Genomic DNA, 25,218 nt, shown 5'->3' with positions numbered 1-25,218 from the left:
GAATGGCTATCATCGGCCGTACCCTGCCGTATATGCAGTTCCAGCAGCTTCTCTACTTCGTCGCCGTCGCCGAGACCAGGCACTTCACCCGGGCCGCCGAGCAGGTGCACGTCTCGCAGCCGTCCCTCTCCCAGCAGGTCCGCGCCCTGGAGAAGGAACTGGGCGCCGAGCTGTTCAGCAGGGCACGGGGCAACATCGCCCTGACCGACGCCGGCGAGGCGCTGCTTCCGCTGGCCCGCCGGATCCTCGCGGACGCCGACACCGCGCGGATCGAGGTGCAGGAGCTGGCCCAGCTGCGGCGCGGCCGGATCCGCCTCGGCGCCACGCCCAGTGTCTGCACCGGCCTGCTTCCCGAGGTACTGCGTGCCTTCCACGACCGGCATCCCGGCATCCAGCTCCTCCTGGAGGAGGGCGGCTCCCACGACCTCGTACGCGAACTGGCGCGCGGCGCCCTGGACCTGGCCCTCGTCGTCCTTCCGCTGCCGAGCCCGTCCCCCGCCCTGACGACCGTGGAACTGCTGCGGGAGGACCTGGTCGTGGTGTCCTCGCCCGACGCGCCGGGGCTCGGCACGTCGGTGCGGGTGGCCGATCTGCAGGGTGAGCGCCTTGTGATGTTCCGGCACGGCTATGACCTGCGGGAGCTGACGGTCGCCGCGTGTCGCGCGGCGGGCTTCGAGCCGGATTTCGCGGTCGAGGGCGGCGAGATGGATGCGGTGCTCGGCTTTGTTCAGGCGGGGCTCGGGGTGGCCGTCGTGCCGCGGATGGTGGCCGAGCGGGCCGGGCGCGGGTTGCGGATGACGCCGCTTGCGCGGCCTTCTCTTCACCGTACGATCGCGCTGGCCCACCGCAGCGATGTGGCTCCGCCTCGGGCTGCGCGGGAGCTTCAGCGCATGCTTTTGGCTCCGCGGGGGGTGCAGTGATTTGGCTGCAAGTCCGGTGGGGGCTTGTCGCGCAGTTCCCCGCGCCCCTTCGGGCGCGGACCTCGGCGGGGCGCGGGCCTCGGCAGGGCTGCTTAGCTCAGGCTGCCCGTCTCTGGGTTTCTGATCGTCAAGCAGTACGTTCCGCCCGCCGGGTCCCGCATCACGATCCAGTGTGGGCCTCGCGTCACCGACTCGGCGTCCTGCTTCTCGTGGTGGGCGCGGGTCGCTTCGGGGTCGGAGCAGGAGAAGTCCAGGTGCGCGCCCGCGGGGCCGTCCGCGTCGAGGCGCTGCAGCAGGATCCGGATCGGCAGGCTCGCGGGCGACTTGACGAGGTGGAACTCCGGGCGTGAACCGGGGCCCGACGACCACCCGGTGAAGGCGGGCCAGAACTCCTTCTCCGCCTCCCACACCCCCGGCGGCACATCGAGGCACACCTGGTCGAGGCGGCTCGTGGAACCGTCCGGGGCGGCCAGCGGTGCGGGGCGGACTCGTTCGGCCTGCCACGGCACCACGCAGAACAGTTGCCCGCCCGGGGAGCGCAGGACCTCCAGGCCGTCCTCCGCGAAGACGGGGGTGGCCCCCAGCTCGCGGGCGGCGCTCGCCGCGGCGGCCACGTCGTCCACCGCGAAGTCGAGATGCGCGCCGCCGGGGCCGCCGACCGCCTGCGCCTTCACGTACGCGTCGCCCTGCTCGGGCAGCAGCGTCACGAACTGGTCGTCCTCACCGCGGAACGCGGAGAGCCGCGTCCCCGTGACCGCCGTCCAGAACGCGCAGGCCCGAGCGAACCGGTCCGCGGGCCGGTCGACGAAGGCGTACACCCAATGGATCACCGTGGTACCTCAGCTAGTCGCGTCCGCGAGGGCAAGCTCGTGCAGCCGGTCCGGCGGGCCGGGGCGGGCGTAGTACCAACCCTGTGCCGTGTCACAGCCCAACTCTCGCAGCTGGTCCGCCTGCGCGCCCGTCTCGACGCCCTCGACCGTCACCGCGAGGTCCAGGCTGTGGGCGAGCGACACGATCCCCTCGACGATCTTCAGGTCTACGGGGTCGGCCGGGAAGTGCTGCATGCCCTGGGTGAAGGAACGGTCCAGCTTGAGGATGCTCACCGGCAGGCGGCGCAGATTGGCGAGGTTGGAGTAACCCGTGCCGAAGTCGTCGAGCGCGATGTCCACGCCCATCTCGGCGAGCCGCCGCAGCGGCTTGAGCAGGTCGTCGTCGGCGCCGATCAGCGCGGACTCGGTGACCTCCAGGCACAGCGCGCCCGGTTCGAGCCCGGCGCGCTCCAGGATCTCCACCGTGTCCGAGACCAGACCGGGGTGGGTCAGCTGCATGGGCGACAGGTTCACGTTGACGCGCAGCGGCCCGGCGGCTGTCCCCTCTGCGGTTCGCGCCTCCCAGGTGCGGGCCTGGCGGACCGACTCCTCCAGGACCCAGCGGCCGAGCGGCACGATCAGTCCGGTGTGCTCGGCGAGCGGGATGAACCGGTCCGGGCCGATGACGCCGTGCTGCGGGTGCAGCCACCGCACAAGGGCCTCGGCGCCGCGCACACTGCCGTCGCCGAGGTGGACGAGCGGCTGGTACTCGATGAAGAACTCGCCGCGCTCCAGGGCCGCGGGCAGCGCGGTGGTCAGGCCGTGCCGGGTGATCGCGCGGGCGTCGGCCTCCGGGTCGGCGAGCTCGAAGCGGTTGCCGCCCGCCGACTTGGCGCGGTACATCGTGATGTCGGCGCTGCGCAGCACCTCCGCGGCGCCCCGCTCGCCCGCCGGGCCCTCCACGATGCCGATGCTGCCGCGCACGGTCAGCTCGCGGCCCTCGACGCGGATCGGCGTGGACAGCGCGTGCATGATGCGCCCGGCGAGCTCGTCGACCTCGGCCTCCGTGTCGCGGCCCGTGGTCAGCGCCACGAACTCGTCGCCGCCGAGGCGCGCGACCATCTCGCCGGGCGCGGTGGCGCAGGACTGCAGCCGGTCGGCGACCTCCACCAGGAGCCGGTCGCCCGCCGCATGGCCCAGGCTGTCGTTGACGGTCTTGAAGCCGTCGAGGTCGAGATAGCAGAGCCCGAAGCGGGCGCCGTCGCCCGCGGCAAGGGCCTTCTCCAGGCGTTCGAAGAACAGCGTCCGGTTCGGCAGGCCGGTGAGCGCGTCGTGCGTCGCCTCGTAGCGCAGGCGCAGATTGAGCAGCCGGCGCTCGGTGGTGTCCTCCATCAACGCCAGCTGGTACTGCGGCACTCCGTCCGCGTCCCGCAGCAGCGAGACGGTCAGATTGGTCCACAGGACCGTGCCGTCGGGCCGGTAGAAGGCCTTCTCGACGCGGTAGTGCTCGCGCTCACCGCGCACCAGCTCGTCGTAGAGCTTCCATACGTGCGGGGAGTCGTCGGGGTGCGTCCACTCCGCCACGTTGCGTCCGCGCAGCTGGTTCTCCAGGCCGCCGAACATCCGGATCAGGGCGTCGTTCACCTCCAGGACCGTGCCCGAGAGGTCGGCGATGCCGATGCCGATCGCGGCTCCGTGGAACACCGCGCGGAAGCGGGCCTCGCTCGCGTGCAGGGCCTCGGCGACGACACTGCGCGCGTTCAGGGCGGCCCGCGATATCGCCTCCTGCTCGGAGAGGGTGCGCTCGCGCAGCGCCGCGGCGAACCCCGCGGCGACGGCGTGCTGGAGCCGCGCGGAGCGGGCCCGCAGCTCCTCCTGCCGGCCTTCCTGGCCGCAGTACAGGACCAGGTACGCGTCCACGCAGTCCAGGGTGCGGCTCAGCGCCTCCGGATCGGTGCAGTGCGTGCCGATCAGGGCGGCGCCGACCGCCTGTCCCTCGCCGGAGTCGAAGACCCGCTCAAGGAGCGCGTCACGCAACCGCCGGGCCAGCGGCACCAGTTGGAGCTCGAACTCGGGCCGGGTCAGCGACGTGGCGGTCACCGGGAAGATCGCCCGGCTCCAGATCGTCGCGAACCTGCGCACTCTGTCCTCGGGGCCGTCCGCTTCCCCGCTCATGCCCTGCGCCCCACGCCGGCGAACCCGGAGAAGGCGTACGGATCCTCCTCCTCGGGCGAGGTGTCGGGCCGCCAGTGCGGCATCGGCACGAGGCCGGGTTCCACCATGTCGTATCCCTCGAAGAACCGCGCGATCTCTTCGCGCGAGCGCATGATCAGTGGATTGCGGATGTCCTTGTACACGCCGACGGTCTGGCCGGCCTGCTCGGCGGGGATCGGCATCCCTTCGTACGAGGCGTGCGTGAGGACGATCACGCTGCCGGGCGCGAGTGCGTCCCGCAGTTCGGCGACCGCTGTGTAGGGATCGTACGCGTCCTCCACGAAGTGCAGGACGGCGACGAGGAGAAGGGCCACCGGACGCTCCAGGTCAAGGAGTCCCTTCACCTCCGAACTGCCCAGAATGTCCTGTGGTTTGCGCAGATCCGCGGCGACGATCCCAGCCTTGTCGTTGCCTTCGAGCACGGCCCGGCTGTGCGCGACGGCCACCGGGTCGTGATCGACGTACACCACGCGGGCGTCCGGGTCGGCCTGCTGTGCGACCTCGTGGACATTGCCGAACGTGGGGATCCCGGAGCCGATGTCCAGGAACTGGCCGATGCCCTCGTCCACGGCGAAACGTACGGCTCGCCGCATGAAGGCACGATTCGCCTGCATGATCTTGGGCAGGCCCGGCATGAACTCCATGGCCCTGCGGGCCGCGTCCCGGTCGACCTCGAAATTGTGCGAACCGCCAAGGTAGTAGTCGTAGATGCGGGACACGCTGGGCATCGTGATGTCGATGCCCTGCGGGGCCCAGGCGGGACGCTCCATCAGGACTCCAAGGCGTAGGCGAGGCGAGCCGGTGTTCGAAGGTGAGGCTACTGATCGTCCGCCAAGGGAGCGAGTCAAAACGGAAATTGGTCGTCCGTTCTCGGTCACTGCCTGCGGCAAGTGCCGAATATCAACCCAAAGAACCGGTCCGTTCCACCCTCCCTGGCGGGAATGGAACGGACCGGTCGACCGTACGCGCACTCCTTCTGACTGTCCCCCTTTCTTGGCCGGAGTTCGTCCTTTCTCGGCCGAAGTTCGACCTACTTCGGCGCGCCGACGGGCTTTCCGTCCGGCCCGGCCGCGTACCAAGTACCGCCCACACCCTGGCCGTTGGTGTCGCCCGGCTTCTTGTCACCGGCGAAGGTGTACATCGGCCAGCAGTCGATGGTCTGCTGCTGCTGTCCGTCGGGCCGGTCGAAGACGACGAAGCCCTTCTTGAGGATTCCCTTGGTGTCGTTCTTCTCGACCGGCGGCACCACCGGCCACTTCTCCAGGCACGCGCCCGTGCAGGCGGACTTCATCGGCCAGGCGGAGTCCTTCGTGAAGCGGTAGACCGTCATGCCGTTCTTGTCGACGACGATCTCGCCGAGCTTCGGGTCGTTCCTGGTGGAAAGACCAGCCGGGTCGACGGGTTCGGTCTCGGCGGGCGGCGCCTCCGCCTCGGCGGCCGCCGCCTTCTTGCCGTCGGGGGCGGCGGCGTACCAAGTTCCGCCCACGCCTTGGCCCTTGGCGTCGCCGGCCTTCTTGTCCTTCGCGTACCGGTACATCGGCCAGCCGTCGATGGTCAGCTGCTTGCTGCCGTCCGCGCGGGTGACCTCGCCCATCAGGGACTCGTCGACGCCGGGCGGGGCCACCGCACCCTTGGCCGACACGACGGGCCAGGTCGTGGCGCAGGCGCCCTCACAGTTCGACTTGGGCGGCTGGGCGGTGTCCTTGTCGAAGCGGTAGAGCGTGTGGCCCTCGCTGTCGGTGACGACCTTGCCGAGCTTCTTGCTGTCCCAGACGGCGAGTTGGCCCGCCGACTTCGCCTCCGCTCCCTCTTGCGCGTCCCCCGAGTCCGCGCCGTACCCGTCGCCGGCACCGTAACCGGCGTCGGCCGGGGCCTGGTTGCCCACGTTCTGTCCGTTGGGCGACTGGTCCCCCTTCTCCTGACCGCACGCCGTCGTCAGCGCCAGCATCGCCGCAGCTGTCGCTACGAGCGAGGCGCTCCGCCAGGCCCGGGGGGAACCCCCAGATAGATGCAGCATGTTGACTCCCGCTGTCCGCTTGGCTGTTCGCGCCACCCGAGTGGGTCACGCATGGCCCTAGGTACGGGCGGGAGCGGCTGATGCGTTCAACGGGGTTCCAAGAATTTTTGTGAGGGGGCGGGTACGCGGGGGGCCACTGGGGCGGTCGGCGTCAATCCCGCGATCACGGGCACCCACCTTCGGGTCATCATCGGGGCGGCGCGGCGTTCCTGCGGGAAACGGCGCCCATGATCTCTGACGTGCTTGGATCATCAAGGGGCGTATCCGCCCTGGTCACGCGAGCGCTGGCACTGCTGGTGCTGGCCTGGTTAATCGGTTCGCCGGCCACCGCCGTGGCTGTTCCCTTCGCCGACTGCGCCTACGCATCGGTCGATCAGGACGGCAGCGGTTCGGGGGGCGGCGCGGTGGCCGTCTCGGGTGACGGAGTGGTGTGCAGTGCCGGTCCCACGCGCCGCCCGAAGCCGCCCCCTCCGCCTCCTCCGCCCCCTCCTCCGCCGCCGCCCGCCCCGGCTCCCCCGCCTCGGATCGAACCCCCGGCACCGGAGCCGCCGCCTCCACCGCCCCCGTCCCCTCCGCCGCCCCCGGCGGCTCCCGAGCCCGCTCCGAAGCCGACGCCGAAGCCCACGCCGGCCGTCCGCCCCAAACTCGCGCCGGCGCCGGTGAGTTACCCCTCGTACCGCACAGCACCGCGCAAGACGCCGCCCCGCAGCGGCCCGTCCCTGGTCTCGCTCACCCTGCTCGTCACCGCGCCCGCGGTGCTCGCCGCCGCCGCGCTGCGGCCGCGCTGAACCGCCGGAGGTCCCATGTCGGAATGGCTTGTTCTCACCCTCGCGATGCTCGCCGCATGCGGCGTCGTCCTCGTCATCGCCTTTCTGCGGCACCGCAGAACGAGTCCGGATTACGACGCGTCGGAGACGCCGGACGTCATCGAGTACATGACGATGATGATCGGCGTGGTGTACGCGATCGTCCTCGGTCTGGCCATCGCCGGGGTCTGGGAGGCCCGCAGCGTCGCCGAGGACCATGTCCACGCCGAGGCCCAGGCCCTGCACGAGGTCTCCGAACGGGCCCGGGTCTACCCGGAGGAGGTCCGCGACCGCATCCGCACCGACGTCCACGCGTATGTCAGCTACGTGGTGAACACGGAGTGGGAGAGCATGGCGGAGAACGCCGAACTCACCGACCGTGGAACGCAGTTGCTCACCCGGGTCCGCCACGACGTGACCGACTACGTACCCAAGTCCGACTTCGAGGCGCAGGCCTATCAGCCGCTGGTCGACCAGGTCGCCGCCGCCGACGACGCCCGTAGCGCCCGTGGCGACAGCGCGGGGGCGACCATGCCCGGCGTGGTGTGGTTCGGCCTGATCATCGGCGGGCTTGTGACCATCGGCATGATCTTCGCGCTGCAGATCCGCCGCACCCCGCGCGAACTGATCCTGGCCGGGCTCTTCTCGGCCCTGTTCGCCTTCCTGCTCTTCCTGATCTGGGACTTCGACGCGCCCTACAGCCGCGGCATCTCGGCCAGCGCGGATCCGTTCCGGGCACTCTTCGACAACCTAGGGGGATGAGTCAGCCGGCGATGACCGATGCCAGCTGGGTGAGGTTGTCGATCCGCCAGTCCGCGCTCAGGGCGACGGTCGGATCGTCGGCCCACCAGTGGCCCCAGGGCCCGCGCCGGATGTGCGCCGCGCGCAGGCCCGCCGCCTTCGCCGGGTAGATGTCGTGCGCGGGGTGGTCACCGACGTACACGGTCCGCTCCGGCGCGGCCTGCGCGACCTCGGCGACCCGGGCGAAGAACGACGGATCGGGCTTCGCCACGCCCCACTCCTCCGACGTGACGACGAGGTCGGCGGGCAGATCCAGGTCACGCAGCAGTTCGCCCGCGCGCGGGCTCTGGTTCCCGGCGACGACGACGCGGATCCCCTGCTTGCGCAGCCCGCCGAGCGCGGGGCGCACATCGGGGTAGAGGTCGGTCTCGTCCAGGTGCTCGCCGCGTCCCGCGACCTCACGGGCGTGGTACGCGGCGGCGACGTCCATGTCCGGACTGAGCAGGCGCAGCGCGTCGGTGGGGTCGTGCCCCTGGGTGACCACGCTTCCCACGAGCGCGGAGACGGTGTGCCGTGGCACGCCGAGCCAGTCCGCCCAGGACGCCCAGTAGCGGTCATCTTTCGTGAGGGTCTCCCCCACGCCGAATACCACAGTCTCGATCATCATCGTCCGTAGCCTAGAACTCCGGCCCACGACCACGGCCGTGCGGCGCGCAGACTTCGACGTGTCTTCGGCCGCCGCACCGGCACCGGCTGCCCCCACAGGTCCGTAAACCGGGCTGCGCCGCGGCCCCGCGCGGCGCACTCTGGTGGCATGGCAGCCTGGCAGACACCCATCGTCGTTCACCCGCCCGCTTCCGACGGGGGACGGCAGGTCACCGTGCGGGGGCGGCCCATCGGTGTCGCCCACGACGACCGGGACCTGGTCGAGTTCCTGCGCCGTACGGGACTCGGCGACGCCGACATGGCGCTTGACGACCCGCATCTGGTGGAGTGGCGCGGCGGCGGGCCGCATGTGTGGGCCGCTACACCGCCGACGCCCTGATATCCCGTCATCGGGGCCGCGACACCCCGGCCGTTCCCCTGTCCGGCCCACGCGGTTGCCCCGTTCGCGCGACAGCGATCGCGGCCGCCCGGGTCCCTGCCTAGCGTTTCGGGCATCGAGGTGCATTTCAGGTGCAAGCGGAAGAAGGTCCGCGGCTGCTCCTCGGGGACCCGGAGGAATCACCATGCGCGCGATACGCGTTGCCTCGGCCGCTCTGCTCGCCGCCACCGCCCTGACCCTCACCGCCCCCACCGCGGCCGTCGCGAACGACGGCGACTCGAACAACAACATCACGTCGTTCGGCTTCCGCGTCACCCCGTCGACGATCGCCGCGGGCGGCCAGGTCACGCTCAGTGTGGACGGCTGCCAGGGCGACACGACGGTCACCTCCGGGGTCTTCGACGACGCCCATATCCCCAAAGGGCAGCAGTCCGTCAACGCCCAGGTCTTCCCGGACGCCAAACCCGGCGCGATGTACGAGGTGACCTTCGACTGCAAGGGCGAGAAGGGGACGACGGATCTCACCATCGCCACGGGCCGTCCCACGCACCACCCGACCATGCACCCCACCGCCCCCGCCCACCGGGGCGTGAAGGCCGGCGTGGGCGGCAGCTTCGGCGGTCTCGATCTGCACGAGATCGCCCTGGGCGGCGCCTTGATCGTGGGCACGCTCGGCACCGCGTACTACTGGACGCGCCGCCGTACCGGCGACGACAACTCCTGACCGGCGCGGAAGGGGGACGCGCCGGTCAGGAAGGCGGAACGAACCGCACAGGAACGTGCCGTCAGAAGCCGCGCCCCGCGTTCTCCGCGCGGCGCCGCATCCAGAACAGCCCGCCGCCGATCACGGCGGCCGCGACGAGACCACCGCCGATCGCCATGTCGGTGGTGGTCGCCCCCTCGCTGGAGCTGCCGCCGAGACCACCGCGGACACCGCCGTGGATGACGGTGAAGGCGGACGGGCGGGTGATTTCCTTGCCGCCGCACACGGCCTTGATGTCGTACGCGCCCGGGGTGGCGTGGTGGTGGATGGTCGCGGTCCCTGTCGCCGTGTGGCCGTTCGGCATCGGCTTCACGTTCGTCCTGGGGAAGGCGGGCGACTCGATGTGACCGCCGGACGGGCAGTTGTCGACCGTGACCGTCAGCTGCCCGCCTCTCGGGATGACGCTCGGCATGGCCACGATGTTGGACGGGTTGTCCCAGGCGGCAGCCGTCGGGGCGGCGAGCCCCACGACCGCACCCGCGGTGACGGCGACCGCCAGAGCACGGGTGGCGCGCATACGGGAAGTACGCATGTGAATCCTCCGCGGAAGACGCCCCGGGGAAACCGTCCCCGGTCGATCGGCGAGAGCGCCTCCCAGACAGACCCTCAGATGCCTTGCACAGGGCCGCATTTCGGGAATCGGCCGTACCGGTGAGGCGACACGCCGAAGGGCGCAGGCACAAGCCGATATTGCCGCAGGTCACGGACCGTCAGAAAATTAGTTTCCGGGGCGACTCGGATGGCGCATGCCCGGTATGGCCGCCACCCGTTCGCTCCTGCTCTGTCGCTGACCGCGCGCGCCGCGCTTAGCGTTCTCGTACGCGCAATGGACGCGGTTCGAAAGCCGCGTTGAGAGGGGATCAGAGAATGCTTTCGTCCCAGCCGGCCGAAGAGGAGGAAATGCAGAGGAAGCGCGCGCCCTGGGGCGTGATGGCGCTTGTTCTGCTGACCGGCCTCGCGCTGATCCGAAATGGCTCAGGGGAATTCGACGTGGGTCCGCCACAGCCCGCGTCGGCGGCCGCGGCGGACCAGGCGCCCGATGTGGCCAGGAAGGACGTCGCACCGCTGACGTACTCGCCCGCCGACCGGGTCCAGATCAAGGGGATCCGGGTGGACGCGCCGGTCATGGCCGTGGGGCTCGACGCGGAGGGCTGGGTGGACGCGCCGCCTCCGGAGGTCCCGAACCTGGCCGGCTGGTTCACCGGGGCGGTGTCGCCGGGCGAGAAGGGCACGTCCGTGATCGTCGGCCATGTCGACAATCAGCAGGGGCCCGCCATCTTCTACGGCCTCGGTTCGCTGAGGAAGGGAAATCGCGTCGAGGTCCTGCGCAGGGACCGCAAGACCGCGGTCTTCGAGATCTACGGCATCGAAGTGTTCGAGAAGAACAATTTCCCGGGAGATCGCGTCTACGGCGACAAGGGAACCCCGGAAATCCGCGTCATCACCTGTGGCGGCGGTTTCTCCAAGCGGGCCGGATACGACGGGAACGTCGTCGTTTTCGCCCGCCTTGTGGATGTGCGGGGCTGACGGCGATCTCGCCGAAAGCACGCGGCACAGGGCAGGCGAAAGTCCGAACTGCTCAGAGCTACATCGAATGGCGGCTCGGCACCGTGATGCGGTAGCCCGAGTCGATGAGTTCCGGAAGGTACGTCCGCAGGGCGTCGACGCTCTGGGAGCGGTCGCCGCCCGCGTCGTGCGCGAGCACCACGACTCCGGGAGCCGCGCCCTTGCGCACGCGCCGGATGATCGTGGCGGTGCCCGGCTCGGTCCAGTCCAGGGTGTCGACGGTCCAGGCGAGCGGCTCCATGCCCAGGTCGGCGCCGAGCTGGAAGGCATTGCGGTTCCAGGCCCCGTAGGGGGCGCGGAACCAGGCCGGGGGTTCGCCGACGACGTCGTCGACAACCTCGCAGGTGCGCTCCATCTCCTCGCGCATCGCGCTCCTGTTCACCTTCAGCAGGAGCGGATGGGACCAGGTGTGATTGCCGATCAGATGCCCTTCGTCGGCCATCTCGCGCAGCAGGTCCTTGTTGTCGACGGCCATCTCCCCGCACACGAAGAACATGGCGCGGACGTCGTACCGGCGCAGGGTGCGCAGGATGCCCGGGGTGTAGCGGGGGTCGGGTCCGTCGTCGAAGGTCAGCACCATGCTGCGGTCCTGTCCGTCCATGCGCAGGATCGGGGCACGGCGTACGCGCGGCAGGGCGCGGGCGGCGTGCTGCGGCGGTCCGTGGCCGGCCATCGGCTGGAGGCGGTACGCGGACGGCTTGAGGGCGCGCGCGGCCGACGGTCCACCGGCCGCCGCGCCGCCGGTGGCCTTGGGTCCTGGCGCGCCGGGCCGTTCCGCGCCCACACAGCCCGCGGTGGCGGCAAGACCGAAGACAGCGGCGCCGCGCAACAATGCGCGGCGCCCTGGCATCATTTGATCCTTTTTCATGACTAATCCGTCGCATGGCGGAAGCCCCGCGCGGACCAGCAACACCACGGCGAGCCTCGAATGCACCCGATTCGACCAGCGGCAACGGCTCCGGGGCCGGGTGGGTACCCTCTGCGCTGTGACCGAAGACCACTCTCACCAGTTCGAACGCGGTACTGACGGCCCGAAGGTGATCGTCGTCGGGGTCGACGGCTCGGACTCCTCGCTCCGGGCCGCCGCCTACGCCGGAGGGCTCGCCCGACGGCAGCGTGCGCTGCTCGCCGTCGTCTACGTCCAGCCGGTGATGGCCGCCGGTGCCGCGCTCGGCGCCCCTGTCGCCGAGACGACGGACGAGATCGCCGAGGGCCTGATCGCCGAGATCCGGGCGGCGACCGAGCGGGTGAAGGGGATATTCGACGTGCGCTGGGAGTTCCACACCTTCCGCGGCGACCCCTACAGCGGTCTGGTCAAGGCGGCGGACGATCTCACGGCCGACGCCGTGGTCGTCGGCGCATCCGAGCAGGCCGGGCACCGGATCGTCGGATCGGTCGCGGTACGCCTGGTCAAGGCGGGCCGCTGGCCCGTCACCGTGGTGCCGTAGCCGTGATGTCGTAGCCGTCGCCAGCCAGAGTGCTGAACCCTCACATATGTGAGGGGTGTGGTGTCTGTCGCCGCGAGCCCGCCTGCGCCATCATGATCCGCCATCAGCTCATGGCCGTCTGCGAAGAGGTGGAGCTCATGGCGGGACTCCGTATGGGGCAGGGCGTACTGCGCCGCAAGCCCATCGAACACATCGAAGAGACCGAGTCGGGAGCGGCCGGCGGCCTCTCCCGGTCGCTCGGTCTGTGGCAGCTCACGGCGATCGGCATCGGCGGCATCATCGGCGCGGGGATCTTCACCCTCGCCGGGACGGTGGCCAACGGCACAGCCGGGCCCGCCGTCCTGATCTCCTTCCTCATCGCCGGTGTCGCGAGCGCGGCCGCGGCCTTCTCGTACGCCGAGTTCGCGGGCCTCATCCCGAAGGCCGGATCGGCGTACACGTACGGCTATGTGGTGCTCGGCGAACTCGCGGGCTGGTTCATCGGCTGGGACCTGCTCCTGGAGTACACGGCGATCGTGGCGGTGGTCGCGATCGGCATCTCCGGCTACTTCAACTTCCTGCTCAACGACATGGGCGCCGAGCTGCCCACCTGGATGCTGGGCGCGCCGGGGACGGGCGACGGGCACAAGGTCGACCTGTTCGCTGCGGTGCTCTGCCTGCTCATCGCGTATCTGCTGACCCTCGGCATCAAGAACGCGGCGCGGTTCGAGATGGTCGTCGTGATCCTGAAGGTCATCGTCGTGATCGTGGTGATCGCGGTGGGGTTCTTCCACATCAACACCGACAACTACAGCCCGTTCTTCCCCTTCGGGGTCAGCGGGGCGTTCACGGGTGCGGCGACGGTCTTCTTCGCGGTCTTCGGGTACGACGCGATGAGCACCGCCGCCGAGGAGTCCAAGGACGCCCAGCGCCACATGCCGAAGGCGATCCTCTACTCCCTCGCCATCTCGATGGTGCTGTACGTGCTCGCGTGCCTGGTCCTCACGGGCATGCAGAGCTATACGGACATCGACCCGGAGAGCGGGTTCTCCACCGCCTTCAAGTCCGTGGGGCTCGGCGGTCTCGCCGATGTCATCGCGGTCGGCGCGATCATCGGCATCCTCACCGTGATGTTCACGTTCATGCTCGGCGTCACCCGTGTGTGGTTCAGCATGTCGCGCGACGGGCTGCTGCCGAAGTGGTTCGCCAAGACGCACCGGACCCGCCATGTGCCGACGCGCGTGACCTGGATCGTCGGGTTCGCGTCGGCCGCCATCGCCGGGTTCCTGCCGATCGGCGAGGCGGCCGAGCTGACGAACATCGGCATCCTGCTCGCGTTCGTCGTGGTGTGCGTCGCGGTGATCGTGCTGCGTTACAAGCAGCCCGATCTGCCGCGGACGTTCCGCTGCCCCGGAATGCCCGTGGTGCCGGCGATCGGGGTCGTCTTCTCCATCTGGCTGATCACGTTCCTGCAGTGGCAGACCTGGGTGCGGTTCGCCGTGTGGTTCGCCGCCGGCCTCGTCGTCTACTTCGGGTACTCGTACCGGAAGTCGGAGCTCGCCAAGGCCGACGTACGCGACAAGACGTCCTAGCGGATCAGGCGCTCTTCTCGATCGAGAGGGCGAACTCCTTGGCCATCTGGTCCAGGCCCTTGTTCTTCCACTCCGCCCAGAACGGCTTCCACTCGCTCAGCTTCTTGCGGCCGCTGACGATGTCGTTGACGAGGTCCCCCGCCTCGGTCTGCATGCGGCCGTAGTGCTGGGTGTACGCGTCGGAGTAGTGGCCGACCACCGGGTTCTGGATGGCGGTCGCAAGGAGCTTCTTCTCGGCGGCGTACACGTCCTTGACGTCCTGGGCGCGCTCGTCGCCGGGGAAGCTCGACGCGATGATCGCGAAGGGCGAGGTCGTCGACGTCTGCAGTCCGCTGAAGAGGCCCTCGACCTGCTGCTTGCCCTGCTTGGTGCGGGTGGGGAAGCCGTTCTTGTCGTACGTGAAGTCCTCACCCTCGGTGCCGTATTCGAGGAACTCGCGCTCCTTGCTGCCGAACGGCGCCGCCAGGTAGTTCAGGACGTCGAGCAGCATGCGCACCCGCTTCTCGTCGCCCTTCTTGACGGCGGTGTAGCCGATGGTGCCCAAGTGGTAGTGGTGGTTGGGCTTCCCGCCGCCCGCGGCGAAGGGGATCAGGATCTCGGCGGCAAGCTCGGGGTCCTGGACGCGGGTGTCCTTGCGGGCGTTGAAGGGGTTCGCGAAGACGCAGGCGCCGATCGAGCCCTGCGCCATCTTGGTGTACGCGTCGGCCATCTTGGGGTTGCCCGGGTAGAAGACCCCGGCCTTCTTCAGCTTCAGGACGAAGTTGAGGGCTTCCAGGTACTCGTCGGTGTCCTGGAACCAGGTGAGCGAACCGTCCTTGTTCTGCCGCCACTTGTTGGGGGCGCCGAAACACTGGCTCATCACGCTGGCGGTGTTGACGTAGATCGGCTCGAGGGCCCAGACCTTGTCGCCGGTGACCTCCTTGCACTTGGCGAGGAACTCCTCGGGGCTGCTCGCCTGGATGCCGTCCGCCTTCGCCCAGACCTTGGGATTGCCGCCGAAGACCTGGCCGAACGCGGGGTACGGGACGGGCGCGCCCCAGATCTTGCCGTTCACCACGGCCGTCTTCCAGTGCGCGGGCGTCATCGCGGCGAGGTTCGGATATCTCTTCACCTCGTCGCCCGAGACGTACTCGGTGATGTCGGCGCACTTGGCTTCGAGCAGCTCGGCGATGTGCTGGATGCCCTGGTTGGGCGGGATCCACAACAGGTCGGGCAGGTCGCCGCCCGCGACGACCGCGGAGAACTTCTCCTCGTAGCCGGGGTCGGTGCCCAGGATCGCGGTCAGGTCGACGCCGAGTTCCTTGTCCAGCTTCTTCCAGTACGCGTTGGAGCCCTTGGGGGTCGGCGGCTGCGTCCAGATCTCCGTGAGCATGGTGATCTTCGAGCCGTCGCCCGGGGTCTTGGCGACGCTCTGCACCAGGTCCTTGGGGTACGAGAGGAACCCCGCCGAGAGCCCCTTCGCGTTCGGCGCCAGGTCGGGACTGATCCCGGCGAAGGGAACGTACGAAGGCAGCTTCACCTTCGACGATGCCGCCTCGCCCGTCTTCTTCGTCGAGGAGCCGCAGCCCGTCAGCGAGGTGGCGGCCGCTCCCGCGGCGACGGCGGTGGAGAGGCTGAGGAAGGTGCGTCGGGACATGCCTGTCATGGGAATCTCCGCGAAGGGTGTCAGGGTCTGGAAGGGGGCGGGGAGGTTCAGCCCTTGATGGCGCCGGTGAGCACGCCCTTGGTGAAGTACTTCTGCAGGAACGGGAAGAGCAGCAGGATCGGGATGAGCGCGATCATGACGACCGCCATGGAGATCGACTGCTGGGGAGGCATGTTCGTGACCCCCAACTGGTCGCCCGTGATGGACTTTCCCTGCACGACATAGGTGCGCAGGACCAACTGGATGGGCCACTTGCCCGAGTCGTTGAGGTAGAGCATCGCGTTGAAGAAGGCGTTCCAGTACGTCACCGCGTAGAAGAGGCCGACGACGGCGACGACGCCCTTGGAGAGCGGGAGCACGATACGGGTCAGGATCCGCCAGTCGCCTGCGCCGTCGATCCGCGCCGCCTGGTAGAGCTCCTCGGGGATGTTCATGAAGAACGCCCGCAGGACGACCAGATTGAAGGCGTTGATCATGACGGGGAGGATCAACGACCAGTAGGAGTCCAGGAGTCCGAGCTCCTTGACCACCACGTACATCGGGACCATGCCGGGCACGAAGAGCAGCGTGAACAGGACCATCAGGAGGATCGGCTTGCTGCCGGGGACGCCGCGCTTGCTGAGGGCGTACGCGAGGGCGATCGTCGTCAGGAGCGAGAGGGCCGTGCCGACCAGGGTGATCAGGACGCTGACGACGACGGCGCGCGAGACGATGCCTCCGGAAAGGATCGTGCGGTACGCGTCCAGGGTCGGCTCCGCGGGGAAGAGGACGAAGCCGCCCGCCTCGGTTATCTCCTTGCGGGAGGCCAGGCTGGTGGAGAGGACCGTGACGAACGGCAGGATCATCACGGCGCAGATGACGGTGATGACGACGGCCTTGGCGGTCGAGCCGATCTTCGTCGGCGGTTCTTCCCAGGCGGGCCGCTCCTCGCGGACCGCGCGGGTGCGCAGGGGAGATCCGAAGCTGCTCATTTGCTGTACACCCCGTGCTCTCCGAAGGCGTGGGCGACCTTGTTGGCGCCGTAGATCATCAGGGCTCCGACGACGCCCTTGACCAGGCCGGCGGCGGCGCCGACGCCCCAGTCGCCGTAGACGACGCCGTGGTAGTAGATGTACGTGTCGAGGACTTCCGCCGCGCGGGCGCCGACCGCGTCACGCTGGAGCAGGAACTGCTCGAAGCCGACGGACAGTACGTCGCCGAGGCGGAGCACGAGGAGCATGATCGTGACGCCGCGCACCGCGGGCAGGGTCACGTGCCACATGCGGCGCCAGCGTCCGGCGCCGTCGACGGCCGCCGACTCGTACAGGGACTGGTCGACGCTCGCGAGCGCCGCCAGGTAAATGATCATGCCCCAGCCGATGTCCTTCCAGATCACCTGCCCGGTGATCAGGAGCGGGAAGGTGCCGGGGTCGGTCATCACCTCCAGGGCCGACATGCCGTGGTCGCGCAGGTAGTTGCTCAACAGGCCAGCGCCGCCGAGTACTTGCTGGAAGAGCGCGACGACGAGCACCCAGGAGATGAAGTGCGGCAGATAGACGACGCTCTGCACGAACTTCTTGATGCGTGGGCTGACCAGGCTGTTGATAAGCAGGGCGAGGGCCAGCGGGGCCGGGAAGAAGAAGATCAGCTGGAGCGCGGCGAAGGCCAGGGTATTGCGGACCGCCTCCCAGAACGCGGGGTCGGCGAAGAGCTCCTGGAAGTTGGCGAGGCCGACCAGCGGGCTTTCCTTGAAGCCGATGAAGGGCTGGTAGTCCTGGAAGGCGACGATGTTGCCGAGCATCGGCACGTAGAAGAAGACCAGGAAGAAGAGCAGGCCCGGGGCCATCAGGGCGAGCATCACCCAGTTGTTCCGCAATCGGACGCGGAGCGGGACGCGGCGGTGGCGCTGCGGGCCCTTTGATGTCGCGGCTGACGCGGGTGGTGGCGACGCGGCCTCGGGCCTGCGCAGCGTTCCTTGGGATGTCACACGTACTCCCTGGCCTGACGGCACGACGGAATAGGGAAGTCGGCATCCGGCTAATTAGGAAGCCAACTTGCCGAATGAGAGCCACATCATCGAAGCGCGGCTCCCGTCCGTCAACCACCTCTCGGCCCTAGAGAGTTGGACTTTTCTGCGCGGCGTGATCGATGTGTTCCAGTGCGAGACGGGCTGCCCCGATTGCGGTCGATTCCTCGCCGAGTACGGAAGTTTGCACCGTCGGCGCATAGGGGCTGAGCCCGGCGAGCCGCTCCGCGAACGGCTCGCTGAGCAGGGCGCCCGCACGGGAGATGCCACCGCCGAGCACCACGGACTGCGGGTCGAGTACGGCGACATGGCGGGCCAGGCTGTCGGCGAGCGCCTCGGCGAACGCGCGCAGCGTGTAGCGGGCCCCGCCGTCACCGGCCGCCGCGGCGGTCACCACCGCCCGTGCCGCGTTCTCGCGGGTTGGCCGGTCCGCGCCCTCGTGGCCCGCGAACCAGTCGAGAAGCCGCTGGTAGCAGTTCCCCCAGCCGTCCCCTGCGACCATCTCGCCCGCCGCGCCGTGGTGTCCGCGGTGCAGCTCGCCGCGCAGCCACAGGCCGATGCCGAGGCGGTTGCCGACGTACAGGTACACACAGTCACGGGCGCCGACGGACACTCCCCCGGTGCACTCGGCGAGGGTCGCGAGCTGGATGTCGTTGCCCACCACGACCGGGCCGTGGGTGTCGTCGGCGAGCTCGCGGGTCAGGTCGCGGCCCGTCCAGTCCGGCAGCGAGTCGCTCTCCACCACCCGGCCCCGCGCGTCCACCATGCCGCTGGTGCCGACGCCGGTGGCCAGCGGGCGCACGCCTGCCGCCGCCGGCTGGGCCAGACAGCCCGCGATCGCCTCACGGACGGCGTCCAGGCGCCGGGGCCCCGGCAGTTCGGGCGTGACGGCGACGCGCTGGGTGGCCACGGTGCGGCCGAGCAGATCGGCCGCGTGCACCAGGATCTTGTGCGCGCCGATGTCCACGCCGAGCACATGGGCGGCCTCGGCGCGGAAGCGGAACCTGCGGGCCGGCCTGCCCACGCTGCCGCTGCCCGGCGTCAGCTCCACCAGGCGGCCCTCGCGAAGGAGCTGGGCCGTGAGGTCCTGCGCCGTGGGCCGCGAGACGCCGATCAGCGCGGCGAGTTCGGGCACGGTGATCTCGTCGCGCTCGCGCAGCACGCGCAGGGCGGCGGCCGCGTTCAGGCGGCGCAGCAGCGACGGGTCTCCACTCATGGGTTCCCCCTTCATGGACTCCCCGGGCTGCTTCATGGACTCCCCCGCCTGGGCTCCCCGATTCAAGGCGTCCCCCTTGACATCGCGATCGGTTGATCTCCAGTGTGACCCCGGAGAGATTGAGAAACTTACCTAATAAACAGCGCCCTTGGGGGAGCACAGATGGGTGAGACTGGTCATCCGGAGCTGGCATGCGGGATCGGCTCCTGGGACAGCGACGTCTACGGCAACCACCGGCTGCTGGTGCGCGCCGACGCCTCCGACACCGCGGCGCCCGCCGTCGCGGCCGAACTTCCGTGGCGGCGCCAGGATCCGGACCCCGCGTCCGTCGACGTGATCGTCGTGGGCCCCTCCGGAGAGCGCGTGCGCAACACGGTGGCCCTGGAGGTGACCGACGAGGCGGGGCGCATCGCCTTCGAGCCGGTGGACGGCCCCGGCACCTACGCCGTGCACTATCTCCCGTACGCGCACACGGGCAAGCCCTACTACCCGCAGGCCGACTACCGCAGGCCGACCAGGACCGCCGACCCCGGCTGGGTCCACCGCTGCGGCCTGCACGACGCCGCCGGGTGGGAGAAACTGCCGCGCGCCGAGGCCTTCGGATACGAGGCGGCGAGCGCGGTCGACTCGTTCGCACCGCTGGGCTTCGCGGCGACGGCGGAGGAGCGCGACCGCCTCCAACAGACGTACGCCGCCGAGCAGTTCCTCCTCTTCGGCGAGGACCGGGCACATCCGCTCGGCCGCTACCACCGGCTGCCCGCGCGCTGGGCACGGGCCACCCCCTTCGCACCGCACACGGTCACGGCCGACCGCGGCGAGTTCCACGCGCTGCAGGTCGGCGTGTACGCGCTCGGGGACCTGACGGACGTACGCGCCGAGATCCGCGGGCTGCCCTTCGCCGTGCGGTGCCTCAGCACGGGCGGCACAGACGCGCGGGGCCGGGCCTTCGAGCGGCCCGTCGGTCTCGACGCGGGGCGGGCGGGCGCGCTGTGGTTCGGCGTGGAGGTGCCCGAGGAGGCTGAACCGGGCGTGTACGAGGGCGAGATCGCCGTCCAGGCGTCCGGCGCCCCGGAGCGGATCCTGCCGCTGCGGCTCACCGTCGGCGAGGACGTCGTCGCCGACGGCGGTGCCGGGGAGCCGTGGCGGCTCGCGCGGCTCGGCTGGCTGGACTCGGCGTACGCGCAGGACGACGAGGTGGTGGCGCCGTTCACCCCCGTCGAGGCCGACGGACGGCGCCTGGCCATCCTCGGCCGCACCGTCGAACTCGGCCCGGACGGACTCCCCCGGCGGATCACCTCCGCCTTCACCCCGACCGTCACACGCACCGACGGACCGGCGCGTGAGCTGCTCGCCGCGCCGATCACACTCGACCTGGGCCGCCCCCTGGAACGGGAGCCGCTCACCCTCGACCAGCCGGGCCCGGCACGGGCGCACTGGTCCGCGCGGGCGACCGGACAGGACGTACTCCTGTCCGTCCAGGGCGAGTTGGAGGCGGACGGCTTCCTCGTCGTACGCGCCACGGTCGAGGCGAGCGCCGACACCGAGCTGGACGTGACACTGGACGTGCCGGTGCGCGAGGAGGTCGCGCGGTACGCGATGGGGCTCGGCCTGACCGGCCGGGCGTGCCCGACGACGTACGACTGGCATTGGGACACCCCCACCCGCAACCAGGACGCCTTCTGGCTCGGCGGCCCGGCGGCGGGCCTCCAGCTGAGCCTGCGCGACGAGCACTACGCGCGGCCGCTCAACACCAACTACTACCGGGAGAAGCCCCTGCGTACGCCGCGTTCCTGGGCGGGCGACGACGGGGCGGGCGGGGTGCGGCTGCGCACGGAGGAAGGGGTCCGGCTGCTGACCGCCTTCAGCGGTCCGCTGACGCTGCGCGCCGGGGAGAGCCGGTGCTTCGAGTTCCGGCTGCTCCTGACCCCGTTCAAGCCGCTGGATCCGGGCCGCCAGCTCTCCGAGCGCTACTTCCACGCGTACGCGTCGCCCGCGGAGATCGCCGAGTACGGCGCGAACGTCGCCAACCTCCACCACGCGACGCCGCCCAACCCCTACATCAACGATCCGCTGCTCGGCGCGGACGCGCTGCGCTCGTACGTGGCGGAGGCGCATCGGCTCGGGGTCCGGGTCAAGGTGTACGACACGGTGCGCGAACTGACGCGGCACACACCGGAGTTGCCGGTCCTTGCCGGGCTCGGCGACGAGATCTTCGCGCCGGGTCCTGGCGGCGGTCACGCGTGGCTGCGGGAGCATCTGGGCGGTGACTACGTCCCCGGCTGGGTGGCGCCCGACGTGGGAGACGTCGCGGTCGTCACGTCGGGCGACTCGCGGTGGCACAACTCCTATGTGTGCGGGATCGAGCGGCTGCGGCGGGTGGTGGGCGTGGACGGGCTCTACCTCGACGACGTGGCGTACGACCGGACGACGATGAAGCGGGTGCGGAAGGCGCTGGGCGGGGCGGGGGCGTCACCGCCGCTCGTCGATCTGCACTCCTGCAATCAGTTCCGGGAGGCGGATGGATTCGCCTCCAGCGCGAATCTGTACGCGGAGCTGCTTCCGTACGTGGACCGGCTGTGGCTGGGCGAGCTCTTCGACTATGAGGACGGCGCCGGGGCGGACCCCGCCTACTGGCTCGTGGAGATCTCCGGGATTCCGTTCGGGCTGATGGGCGAGATGCTGGAGGGCGGCGGAAATCCCTGGCGGGGGCTGGTCTTCGGGATGACCGGGCGGGCGCCGATGGTGGATGTGCGGGGGTTGTGGCGGGCCTTCGATCAACTTCGGCTGCCGGAGGCGGAGATGACGGGGTGGTGGGCGTCGCCGTCCGTCCGCACGGGGCGGGAGGACGTGCTCGCCACGACCTGGGAGGGGCCCGGCGGGACGGTGGCGGCGGTCGCCTCGTGGGCGGCGGGGCCGGTGGACGTCGTGCTGACGTCGGCTGCCGGGGAGCCGGTGGCGGCGTACGCACCCGCGGTCGAGGGCTTTCAGGCCGAGCGGAGGTTCGCGCCGGGCGAGGCGGTGCCGGTGGCGCCCGGGCGGGGGTGGTTGCTGCGGATCGGGTAGGCGCGCCCCCGAAGGGGCGCGGGGAACTGCGCGACCGGCCACAACGAACCCGCAGACGAGTACCGCACTTCCCGCGGAGCGCCTAGTGGCCGACCCGCTCGGCGATGAGCCGTCGGTAGTTCGGGCACTGGGTGACGTCCTCGTGCTCGCAGTTCAGACCGCCCTCGATGAGCGCCAATGAGGCCTGGGCCGCTGCGATTCTCGACCGGAGTTCCTCAGCCGCGGGGCGCAGGATCTTGTGCCGGGTGGGGCGGTCGACGGTCGCGGACAGACTCCTGATGGTGGTCAGGCCGAGGCCCGCCTCCTTCAGGATGAGGATCGTCGCCACGCGGGTGAGGTCGTCCGCGCCATAGCGGCGGCGCCCGCCGGCGTCGCGTCCGGGGTGCAGCAGGCCCATCGTCTCCCAGTGCCGCAGCACATGCGTGGCCAGGCCGAACCGTGCCGCGACGGCGCCGATGCTCAACGTGCCGGTGCCGCAGCCGTCTTCGCTTGACTTCATGCCGACATTAAGTCGCAGCATGACGCCCATGTCCAAGAATCAGGAAGCGGTGCAAGAGCACCGCGACACCGAAGCCCTGCTGGCCGTCCTCGACGCCGCGGACCGACTGCCGAGCGCCGCTCGGCTGCGGGAGCGCTCCTACGAACTGCTGTCTCTCGTCCCGGGATCGACCGTCGTGGACGTCGGCTGCGGCGGCGGACGGGCCGTCGCCGAGCTGGCCGAACGCGGCGTCCACGCGGTGGGGGTGGACCCCGGCCCGGAGATGCTGGCCGCGGCCCGGGGACGGTGGCCGGGGGCCGAGTTCCGGGAGGCGGGGGCGGAGGATCTGCCGTTCGCCGACGGCAGCGTGCGCGGCTACCGTGCCGACAAGGTCTTCCACGTACTGCGGGAGCCGGAGCGCGCGGTGACGGAGGCGCGACGGGTGCTCTGTCCGGGCGGCAGGATCGTCCTGGTCGGTCAGGACTGGGACGCCATCATGATCGAGTCGGCTGACGCGGAGCTCACCCGCACGATCGTGCACGCCCGCGCCGACCTCCTGGGCACGCCCCGCGCCGGGCGCCAGTACCGCGGCCTGCTCCTGGACGGTGGCTTCGACGATGTCACGGTCGAGGCGCACACCAGCGTGTTCACCGACCCCGCGATGCTGTCGCTGCTCACGAGGCTCGCCGAGCCGGCCTGCGCAAGCGGCGCCGTCGACCGCGCACGGGCGGACGAGTGGCTTGCCGAACAGCGCCGACGCGCCGAGACCGGCCGCTTCCTCGTCGCCGTCCCGTTCTTCGTGGCTGCCGCCTCCCTCCCCGCCTGAGCAGGCGCCGTCCGGTCGCCGGCTACCGGCCCATCACCAAGCCCTGCTTCCCCGCCCCGCGGCTCAGCACCACCCTGCGGATGCGGTCCCGGACGTCGCCGACGTCCGCCCCGCGCGCCAACGCGGCGTTCAGATTCACGACCCGGCCCGTCTCCGTGTTGAACCACTGTGGAATGAACTCCGCCTTCTTCACCACCCAGCGGGCGCCCGGCTCGGTCGGCGGGGCGAACGTGAAGCGGCCGAGGGTGCCCTGGTTGCCCCGGGGGTCGTTCTCGCCGTCGTGGTTGATCATGTCGCCGGCGATCTGGTCTCCCATGCCGTACACGACCCAGGTGCCGTTGACCTTCTCGTACGCCTGCGGCACATGCGCGTGCGTACCGATGATCAGGTCGATGTCGGGGCGGCCCGCCGTCCGCGAGGACGTCAGCTGCTTGCCGAGGCTCAGCTGGCGGAGGTCCGGTGCCTCCTGCCACTCCGTGCCCCAATGGACGGAGACCACGACCACGTCCGCGCCCGCCTTGCGGGCCGCCCGCGCGTCCGCGACGATCCGGTCGCGCTCCATGAGGTTGACCGCCCAAGGCTGGTCCTTGGGCAGCGGGTACCCGTTGGTGCCGTAGGTGTACGCCAGTTGCGCGACCTTCGCGCCGCCCGCCGGCAGCCATGCCGGGGACCTGCCCTCGGCGGCCGTGCGGCCCGAACCCGCGTGCTTGACGCCCGCCTTGTCCAGCGCGGCCAGCGTTCGGCGTACCCCCGCGGCGCCGTCGTCGAGCGTGTGGTTGGAGGCGGTCGAGCAGGAGTCGTAGCCGGTGGCCTTCAGGGCGCGGGCGATCTGCGGCGGGGACTTGAAGCTGGGGTAGCCGGTGTAGTCCCCGTTCTCGCCATACACCGTCTCCATGTGACAGATCGCCAGATCCGCCTTGGAGACGACGGGCTTGACGCCCGCGAGCATCGGCTCGAAGTCATGGCCGTCGCCGCCCGCGTCGGCGTTCGCCCTGCTGATGATCGAGGAGTGCGGGAGCACGTCCCCCGAGGCGATGAGGGTGAAGGCGCGGGGTGCGCCCGCGCCGCCGCCCGCCGCGGATGGCGCGTTCCGATGGGCGTCGCGCGGGCCGCCGTCCTCGCCGTCCCGCTGCATTTCGTGTCGCGGCTTCGGCTTGTGCTGTTGCGCGGACTCCACATTCGCCGTGCAGGCCGCGGTCCCGGCGAGAGCGGCTCCGATCATTACGGCCGCCAGCACGGCCGTTCCCTGCGGTGTGCGCTGTGTCATCGACCGGGCTCCGTGAATGGGGGATATTCGGCGAAACGAATCCACATTCGGGCACAAGGCCGAGTCAAGCAGCAATGCCTCCATAGTCCCTGAAACGGACTCAAAACCTTCGGCCATGTGACACGAAAGACAGAGGGCATGTGACCTGCGACGAAACCGGGGCCCGGGTCAAGCCTCTGTAAAGCGCCTTGCTCAGCACCCCTGTTGAGTAATCGGCTGTCCTCATCCGTGCTTCGGATTGGGGGCCAGAGGCCGGCGACGCGCACGGACAGAGGAAGGCGAGACGGGATGCTGCACGAGAGCAGAGGAAACGCCGAGGACCCCGGCGGCGAACTGACCGTGCCGATGGCCTGGTTGTACGCGGAGTACATCGCGGACGAATTACTGCGCACCGGCGATTTGATGCCGCCGACATCTTTCGAATACCGAGCGGGGCGTGATGCTCTGGCCCTGACTATTTTCCTCTCCGACACGCAGGGCGAGCTGTCGGGCATCCGTGTGGTCTCGCAGCTGGAGACCTGGCTCTCCCTGACGGCCTATGACCAGCAGTGGCAGGACTGGGTCGCCGAGCGGATGGCCGGGCTCGCGGCGGACGCGGCCGCATCCGGCGCCCCCACGCCCGATCTGGAACTGGCCGACCAGGCCTGGCGGTGGCTGGAGGAGACGGAGCTGCTCGCCCCGGACCTGGACGCGGTGCCGGGCGGCGGGTCGCCCGGGAGCGAGGACGACGGACCGAAGGTGTGGACGGCCGCCTGGCGCCTGGGGCTGCCGCTGGGACATCTGGCGATCCACTTGTTCTGATACGTCGCCGACCGCGC

24 protein-coding genes are annotated in these 25,218 nt (G+C 70.2%); 11 read left to right on the top strand and 13 right to left on the bottom strand.

The genetic code is table 11. The annotated features are described in order from the left end of the window. Positions 1-32 precede the first annotated feature (32 nt). Positions 33-920 carry a LysR substrate-binding domain-containing protein gene (locus AB0G47_RS22980; RefSeq protein ID WP_360772895.1) on the top strand — a complete coding sequence of 296 codons (888 nt, stop codon included), beginning with the start codon at positions 33-35 and terminating at the stop codon, positions 918-920. A 92-nt stretch (positions 921-1,012) separates the two neighbouring features. On the opposite strand, the gene AB0G47_RS22975 is transcribed toward AB0G47_RS22980, so the two are convergent. The 4 genes from AB0G47_RS22975 to AB0G47_RS22960 all read right to left on the bottom strand — a co-directional run bounded on the left by AB0G47_RS22975 (position 1,013) and on the right by AB0G47_RS22960 (position 5,960). Further along, entirely contained in the window at positions 1,013-1,750 is a 738-nt protein-coding gene (locus tag AB0G47_RS22975; protein WP_360772892.1) for a VOC family protein, read from the bottom strand. 9 nt (positions 1,751-1,759) lie between these two features. Then, the gene (locus AB0G47_RS22970) at positions 1,760-3,904 is read right to left on the bottom strand and encodes an EAL domain-containing protein (RefSeq protein WP_360772889.1); all 2,145 of its coding nucleotides are present in this window, start codon (positions 3,902-3,904) and stop codon (positions 1,760-1,762) included. After that, complete coding sequence (locus tag AB0G47_RS22965) at positions 3,901-4,713, bottom strand: SAM-dependent methyltransferase (RefSeq protein ID WP_360772886.1); 813 nt, start codon at positions 4,711-4,713, stop codon at positions 3,901-3,903. Before AB0G47_RS22965 ends, AB0G47_RS22970 begins: the two co-directional genes overlap by 4 nt. Positions 4,714-4,973: 260 nt before the next feature. After that, on the bottom strand, positions 4,974-5,960 hold the full coding sequence (locus tag AB0G47_RS22960; protein ID WP_360772884.1) for an SCO0930 family lipoprotein: 987 nt from the start codon (positions 5,958-5,960) through the stop codon (positions 4,974-4,976). Positions 5,961-6,619: 659 nt separating this feature from the next. Between AB0G47_RS22960 and AB0G47_RS22955 the strand changes: the two genes are divergently transcribed. Next, a complete protein-coding gene (locus AB0G47_RS22955; RefSeq protein WP_266872759.1) occupies positions 6,620-6,748 on the top strand; it encodes a hypothetical protein in 129 nt (42 codons plus the stop codon). 15 nt (positions 6,749-6,763) lie between these two features. After that, positions 6,764-7,528: a hypothetical protein gene (locus AB0G47_RS22950; RefSeq protein ID WP_360772880.1), complete on the top strand. Its 765-nt coding sequence runs from the start codon at positions 6,764-6,766 to the stop codon at positions 7,526-7,528. Between the two features lies 1 nt (position 7,529). Here the strand turns inward: AB0G47_RS22950 and AB0G47_RS22945 are convergent, their stop codons facing one another. Continuing rightward, positions 7,530-8,171 (bottom strand): HAD family hydrolase, encoded by a 642-nt coding sequence (locus tag AB0G47_RS22945; protein ID WP_360773213.1) that lies wholly within the window; start codon positions 8,169-8,171, stop codon positions 7,530-7,532. Positions 8,172-8,321: 150 nt separating this feature from the next. Here AB0G47_RS22945 and AB0G47_RS22940 point away from each other — a divergent pair, with 150 nt between their 5' ends. Both AB0G47_RS22940 and AB0G47_RS22935 read left to right on the top strand, forming a co-directional pair. After that, positions 8,322-8,552, top strand: a complete 231-nt coding sequence (locus AB0G47_RS22940; RefSeq protein WP_360772877.1) for a hypothetical protein — start codon at positions 8,322-8,324, stop codon at positions 8,550-8,552. A 184-nt stretch (positions 8,553-8,736) separates the two neighbouring features. Further along, a complete protein-coding gene (locus AB0G47_RS22935; protein WP_360772875.1) occupies positions 8,737-9,276 on the top strand; it encodes a hypothetical protein in 540 nt (179 codons plus the stop codon). A 61-nt stretch (positions 9,277-9,337) separates the two neighbouring features. Here AB0G47_RS22935 and AB0G47_RS22930 read toward each other — a convergent pair whose 3' ends face one another. Further along, positions 9,338-9,832: a hypothetical protein gene (locus tag AB0G47_RS22930; protein ID WP_360773210.1), complete on the bottom strand. Its 495-nt coding sequence runs from the start codon at positions 9,830-9,832 to the stop codon at positions 9,338-9,340. Between the two features lie 350 nt (positions 9,833-10,182). Between AB0G47_RS22930 and AB0G47_RS22925 the strand changes: the two genes are divergently transcribed. Continuing rightward, complete coding sequence (locus AB0G47_RS22925; protein WP_360772872.1) at positions 10,183-10,842, top strand: class F sortase; 660 nt, start codon at positions 10,183-10,185, stop codon at positions 10,840-10,842. Between the two features lie 58 nt (positions 10,843-10,900). On the opposite strand, the gene AB0G47_RS22920 is transcribed toward AB0G47_RS22925, so the two are convergent. Beyond that, positions 10,901-11,749, bottom strand: coding sequence for a polysaccharide deacetylase family protein (locus AB0G47_RS22920; protein ID WP_360772870.1), 849 nt, complete (start codon positions 11,747-11,749; stop codon positions 10,901-10,903). A gap of 118 nt (positions 11,750-11,867) precedes the next feature. Between AB0G47_RS22920 and AB0G47_RS22915 the strand changes: the two genes are divergently transcribed. Together AB0G47_RS22915 and AB0G47_RS22910 are read left to right on the top strand one after the other, a co-directional pair. Next, positions 11,868-12,329 carry a universal stress protein gene (locus tag AB0G47_RS22915; RefSeq protein WP_360772867.1) on the top strand — a complete coding sequence of 154 codons (462 nt, stop codon included), beginning with the start codon at positions 11,868-11,870 and terminating at the stop codon, positions 12,327-12,329. Between the two features lie 137 nt (positions 12,330-12,466). After that, positions 12,467-13,900 (top strand): amino acid permease, encoded by a 1,434-nt coding sequence (locus tag AB0G47_RS22910; protein WP_360772864.1) that lies wholly within the window; start codon positions 12,467-12,469, stop codon positions 13,898-13,900. A gap of 4 nt (positions 13,901-13,904) precedes the next feature. Here the strand turns inward: AB0G47_RS22910 and AB0G47_RS22905 are convergent, their stop codons facing one another. The 4 genes from AB0G47_RS22905 to AB0G47_RS22890 all read right to left on the bottom strand — a co-directional run bounded on the left by AB0G47_RS22905 (position 13,905) and on the right by AB0G47_RS22890 (position 18,766). After that, positions 13,905-15,536 carry an extracellular solute-binding protein gene (locus AB0G47_RS22905; RefSeq protein ID WP_360772862.1) on the bottom strand — a complete coding sequence of 544 codons (1,632 nt, stop codon included), beginning with the start codon at positions 15,534-15,536 and terminating at the stop codon, positions 13,905-13,907. Between the two features lie 56 nt (positions 15,537-15,592). Beyond that, on the bottom strand, positions 15,593-16,516 hold the full coding sequence (locus tag AB0G47_RS22900; protein ID WP_360772859.1) for a carbohydrate ABC transporter permease: 924 nt from the start codon (positions 16,514-16,516) through the stop codon (positions 15,593-15,595). Further along, entirely contained in the window at positions 16,513-17,511 is a 999-nt protein-coding gene (locus AB0G47_RS22895) for an ABC transporter permease subunit (RefSeq protein WP_360772856.1), read from the bottom strand. The genes AB0G47_RS22900 and AB0G47_RS22895 overlap by 4 nt, the downstream gene beginning before the upstream one ends. Positions 17,512-17,638: 127 nt before the next feature. Next, a complete protein-coding gene (locus tag AB0G47_RS22890) occupies positions 17,639-18,766 on the bottom strand; it encodes an ROK family transcriptional regulator (RefSeq protein WP_360772853.1) in 1,128 nt (375 codons plus the stop codon). Between the two features lie 162 nt (positions 18,767-18,928). On the opposite strand from AB0G47_RS22890, the gene AB0G47_RS22885 reads away from it, so the two are divergent. Next, the gene (locus AB0G47_RS22885; protein ID WP_360772850.1) at positions 18,929-21,829 is read left to right on the top strand and encodes a glycoside hydrolase domain-containing protein; all 2,901 of its coding nucleotides are present in this window, start codon (positions 18,929-18,931) and stop codon (positions 21,827-21,829) included. Positions 21,830-21,911: 82 nt separating this feature from the next. Here the strand turns inward: AB0G47_RS22885 and AB0G47_RS22880 are convergent, their stop codons facing one another. Continuing rightward, positions 21,912-22,328, bottom strand: a complete 417-nt coding sequence (locus tag AB0G47_RS22880; protein ID WP_360772847.1) for a MerR family transcriptional regulator — start codon at positions 22,326-22,328, stop codon at positions 21,912-21,914. Between the two features lie 28 nt (positions 22,329-22,356). On the opposite strand from AB0G47_RS22880, the gene AB0G47_RS22875 reads away from it, so the two are divergent. Continuing rightward, positions 22,357-23,133 carry a methyltransferase domain-containing protein gene (locus AB0G47_RS22875; protein ID WP_360772844.1) on the top strand — a complete coding sequence of 259 codons (777 nt, stop codon included), beginning with the start codon at positions 22,357-22,359 and terminating at the stop codon, positions 23,131-23,133. A 22-nt stretch (positions 23,134-23,155) separates the two neighbouring features. On the opposite strand, the gene AB0G47_RS22870 is transcribed toward AB0G47_RS22875, so the two are convergent. After that, entirely contained in the window at positions 23,156-24,400 is a 1,245-nt protein-coding gene (locus tag AB0G47_RS22870) for a CapA family protein (protein WP_360772841.1), read from the bottom strand. Positions 24,401-24,688: 288 nt separating this feature from the next. Between AB0G47_RS22870 and AB0G47_RS22865 the strand changes: the two genes are divergently transcribed. After that, positions 24,689-25,201 carry a hypothetical protein gene (locus AB0G47_RS22865; protein WP_360772838.1) on the top strand — a complete coding sequence of 171 codons (513 nt, stop codon included), beginning with the start codon at positions 24,689-24,691 and terminating at the stop codon, positions 25,199-25,201. Positions 25,202-25,218 lie beyond the last annotated feature (17 nt).

It is taken from the genome of Streptomyces sp. NPDC021622 (genome assembly GCF_040640795.1).
Lineage (GTDB): Bacteria > Actinomycetota > Actinomycetes > Streptomycetales > Streptomycetaceae > Streptomyces.
The sequence above is the reverse complement of the archived record's forward strand: the minus strand, read 5'-3'. Positions and strand labels throughout refer to the sequence as shown.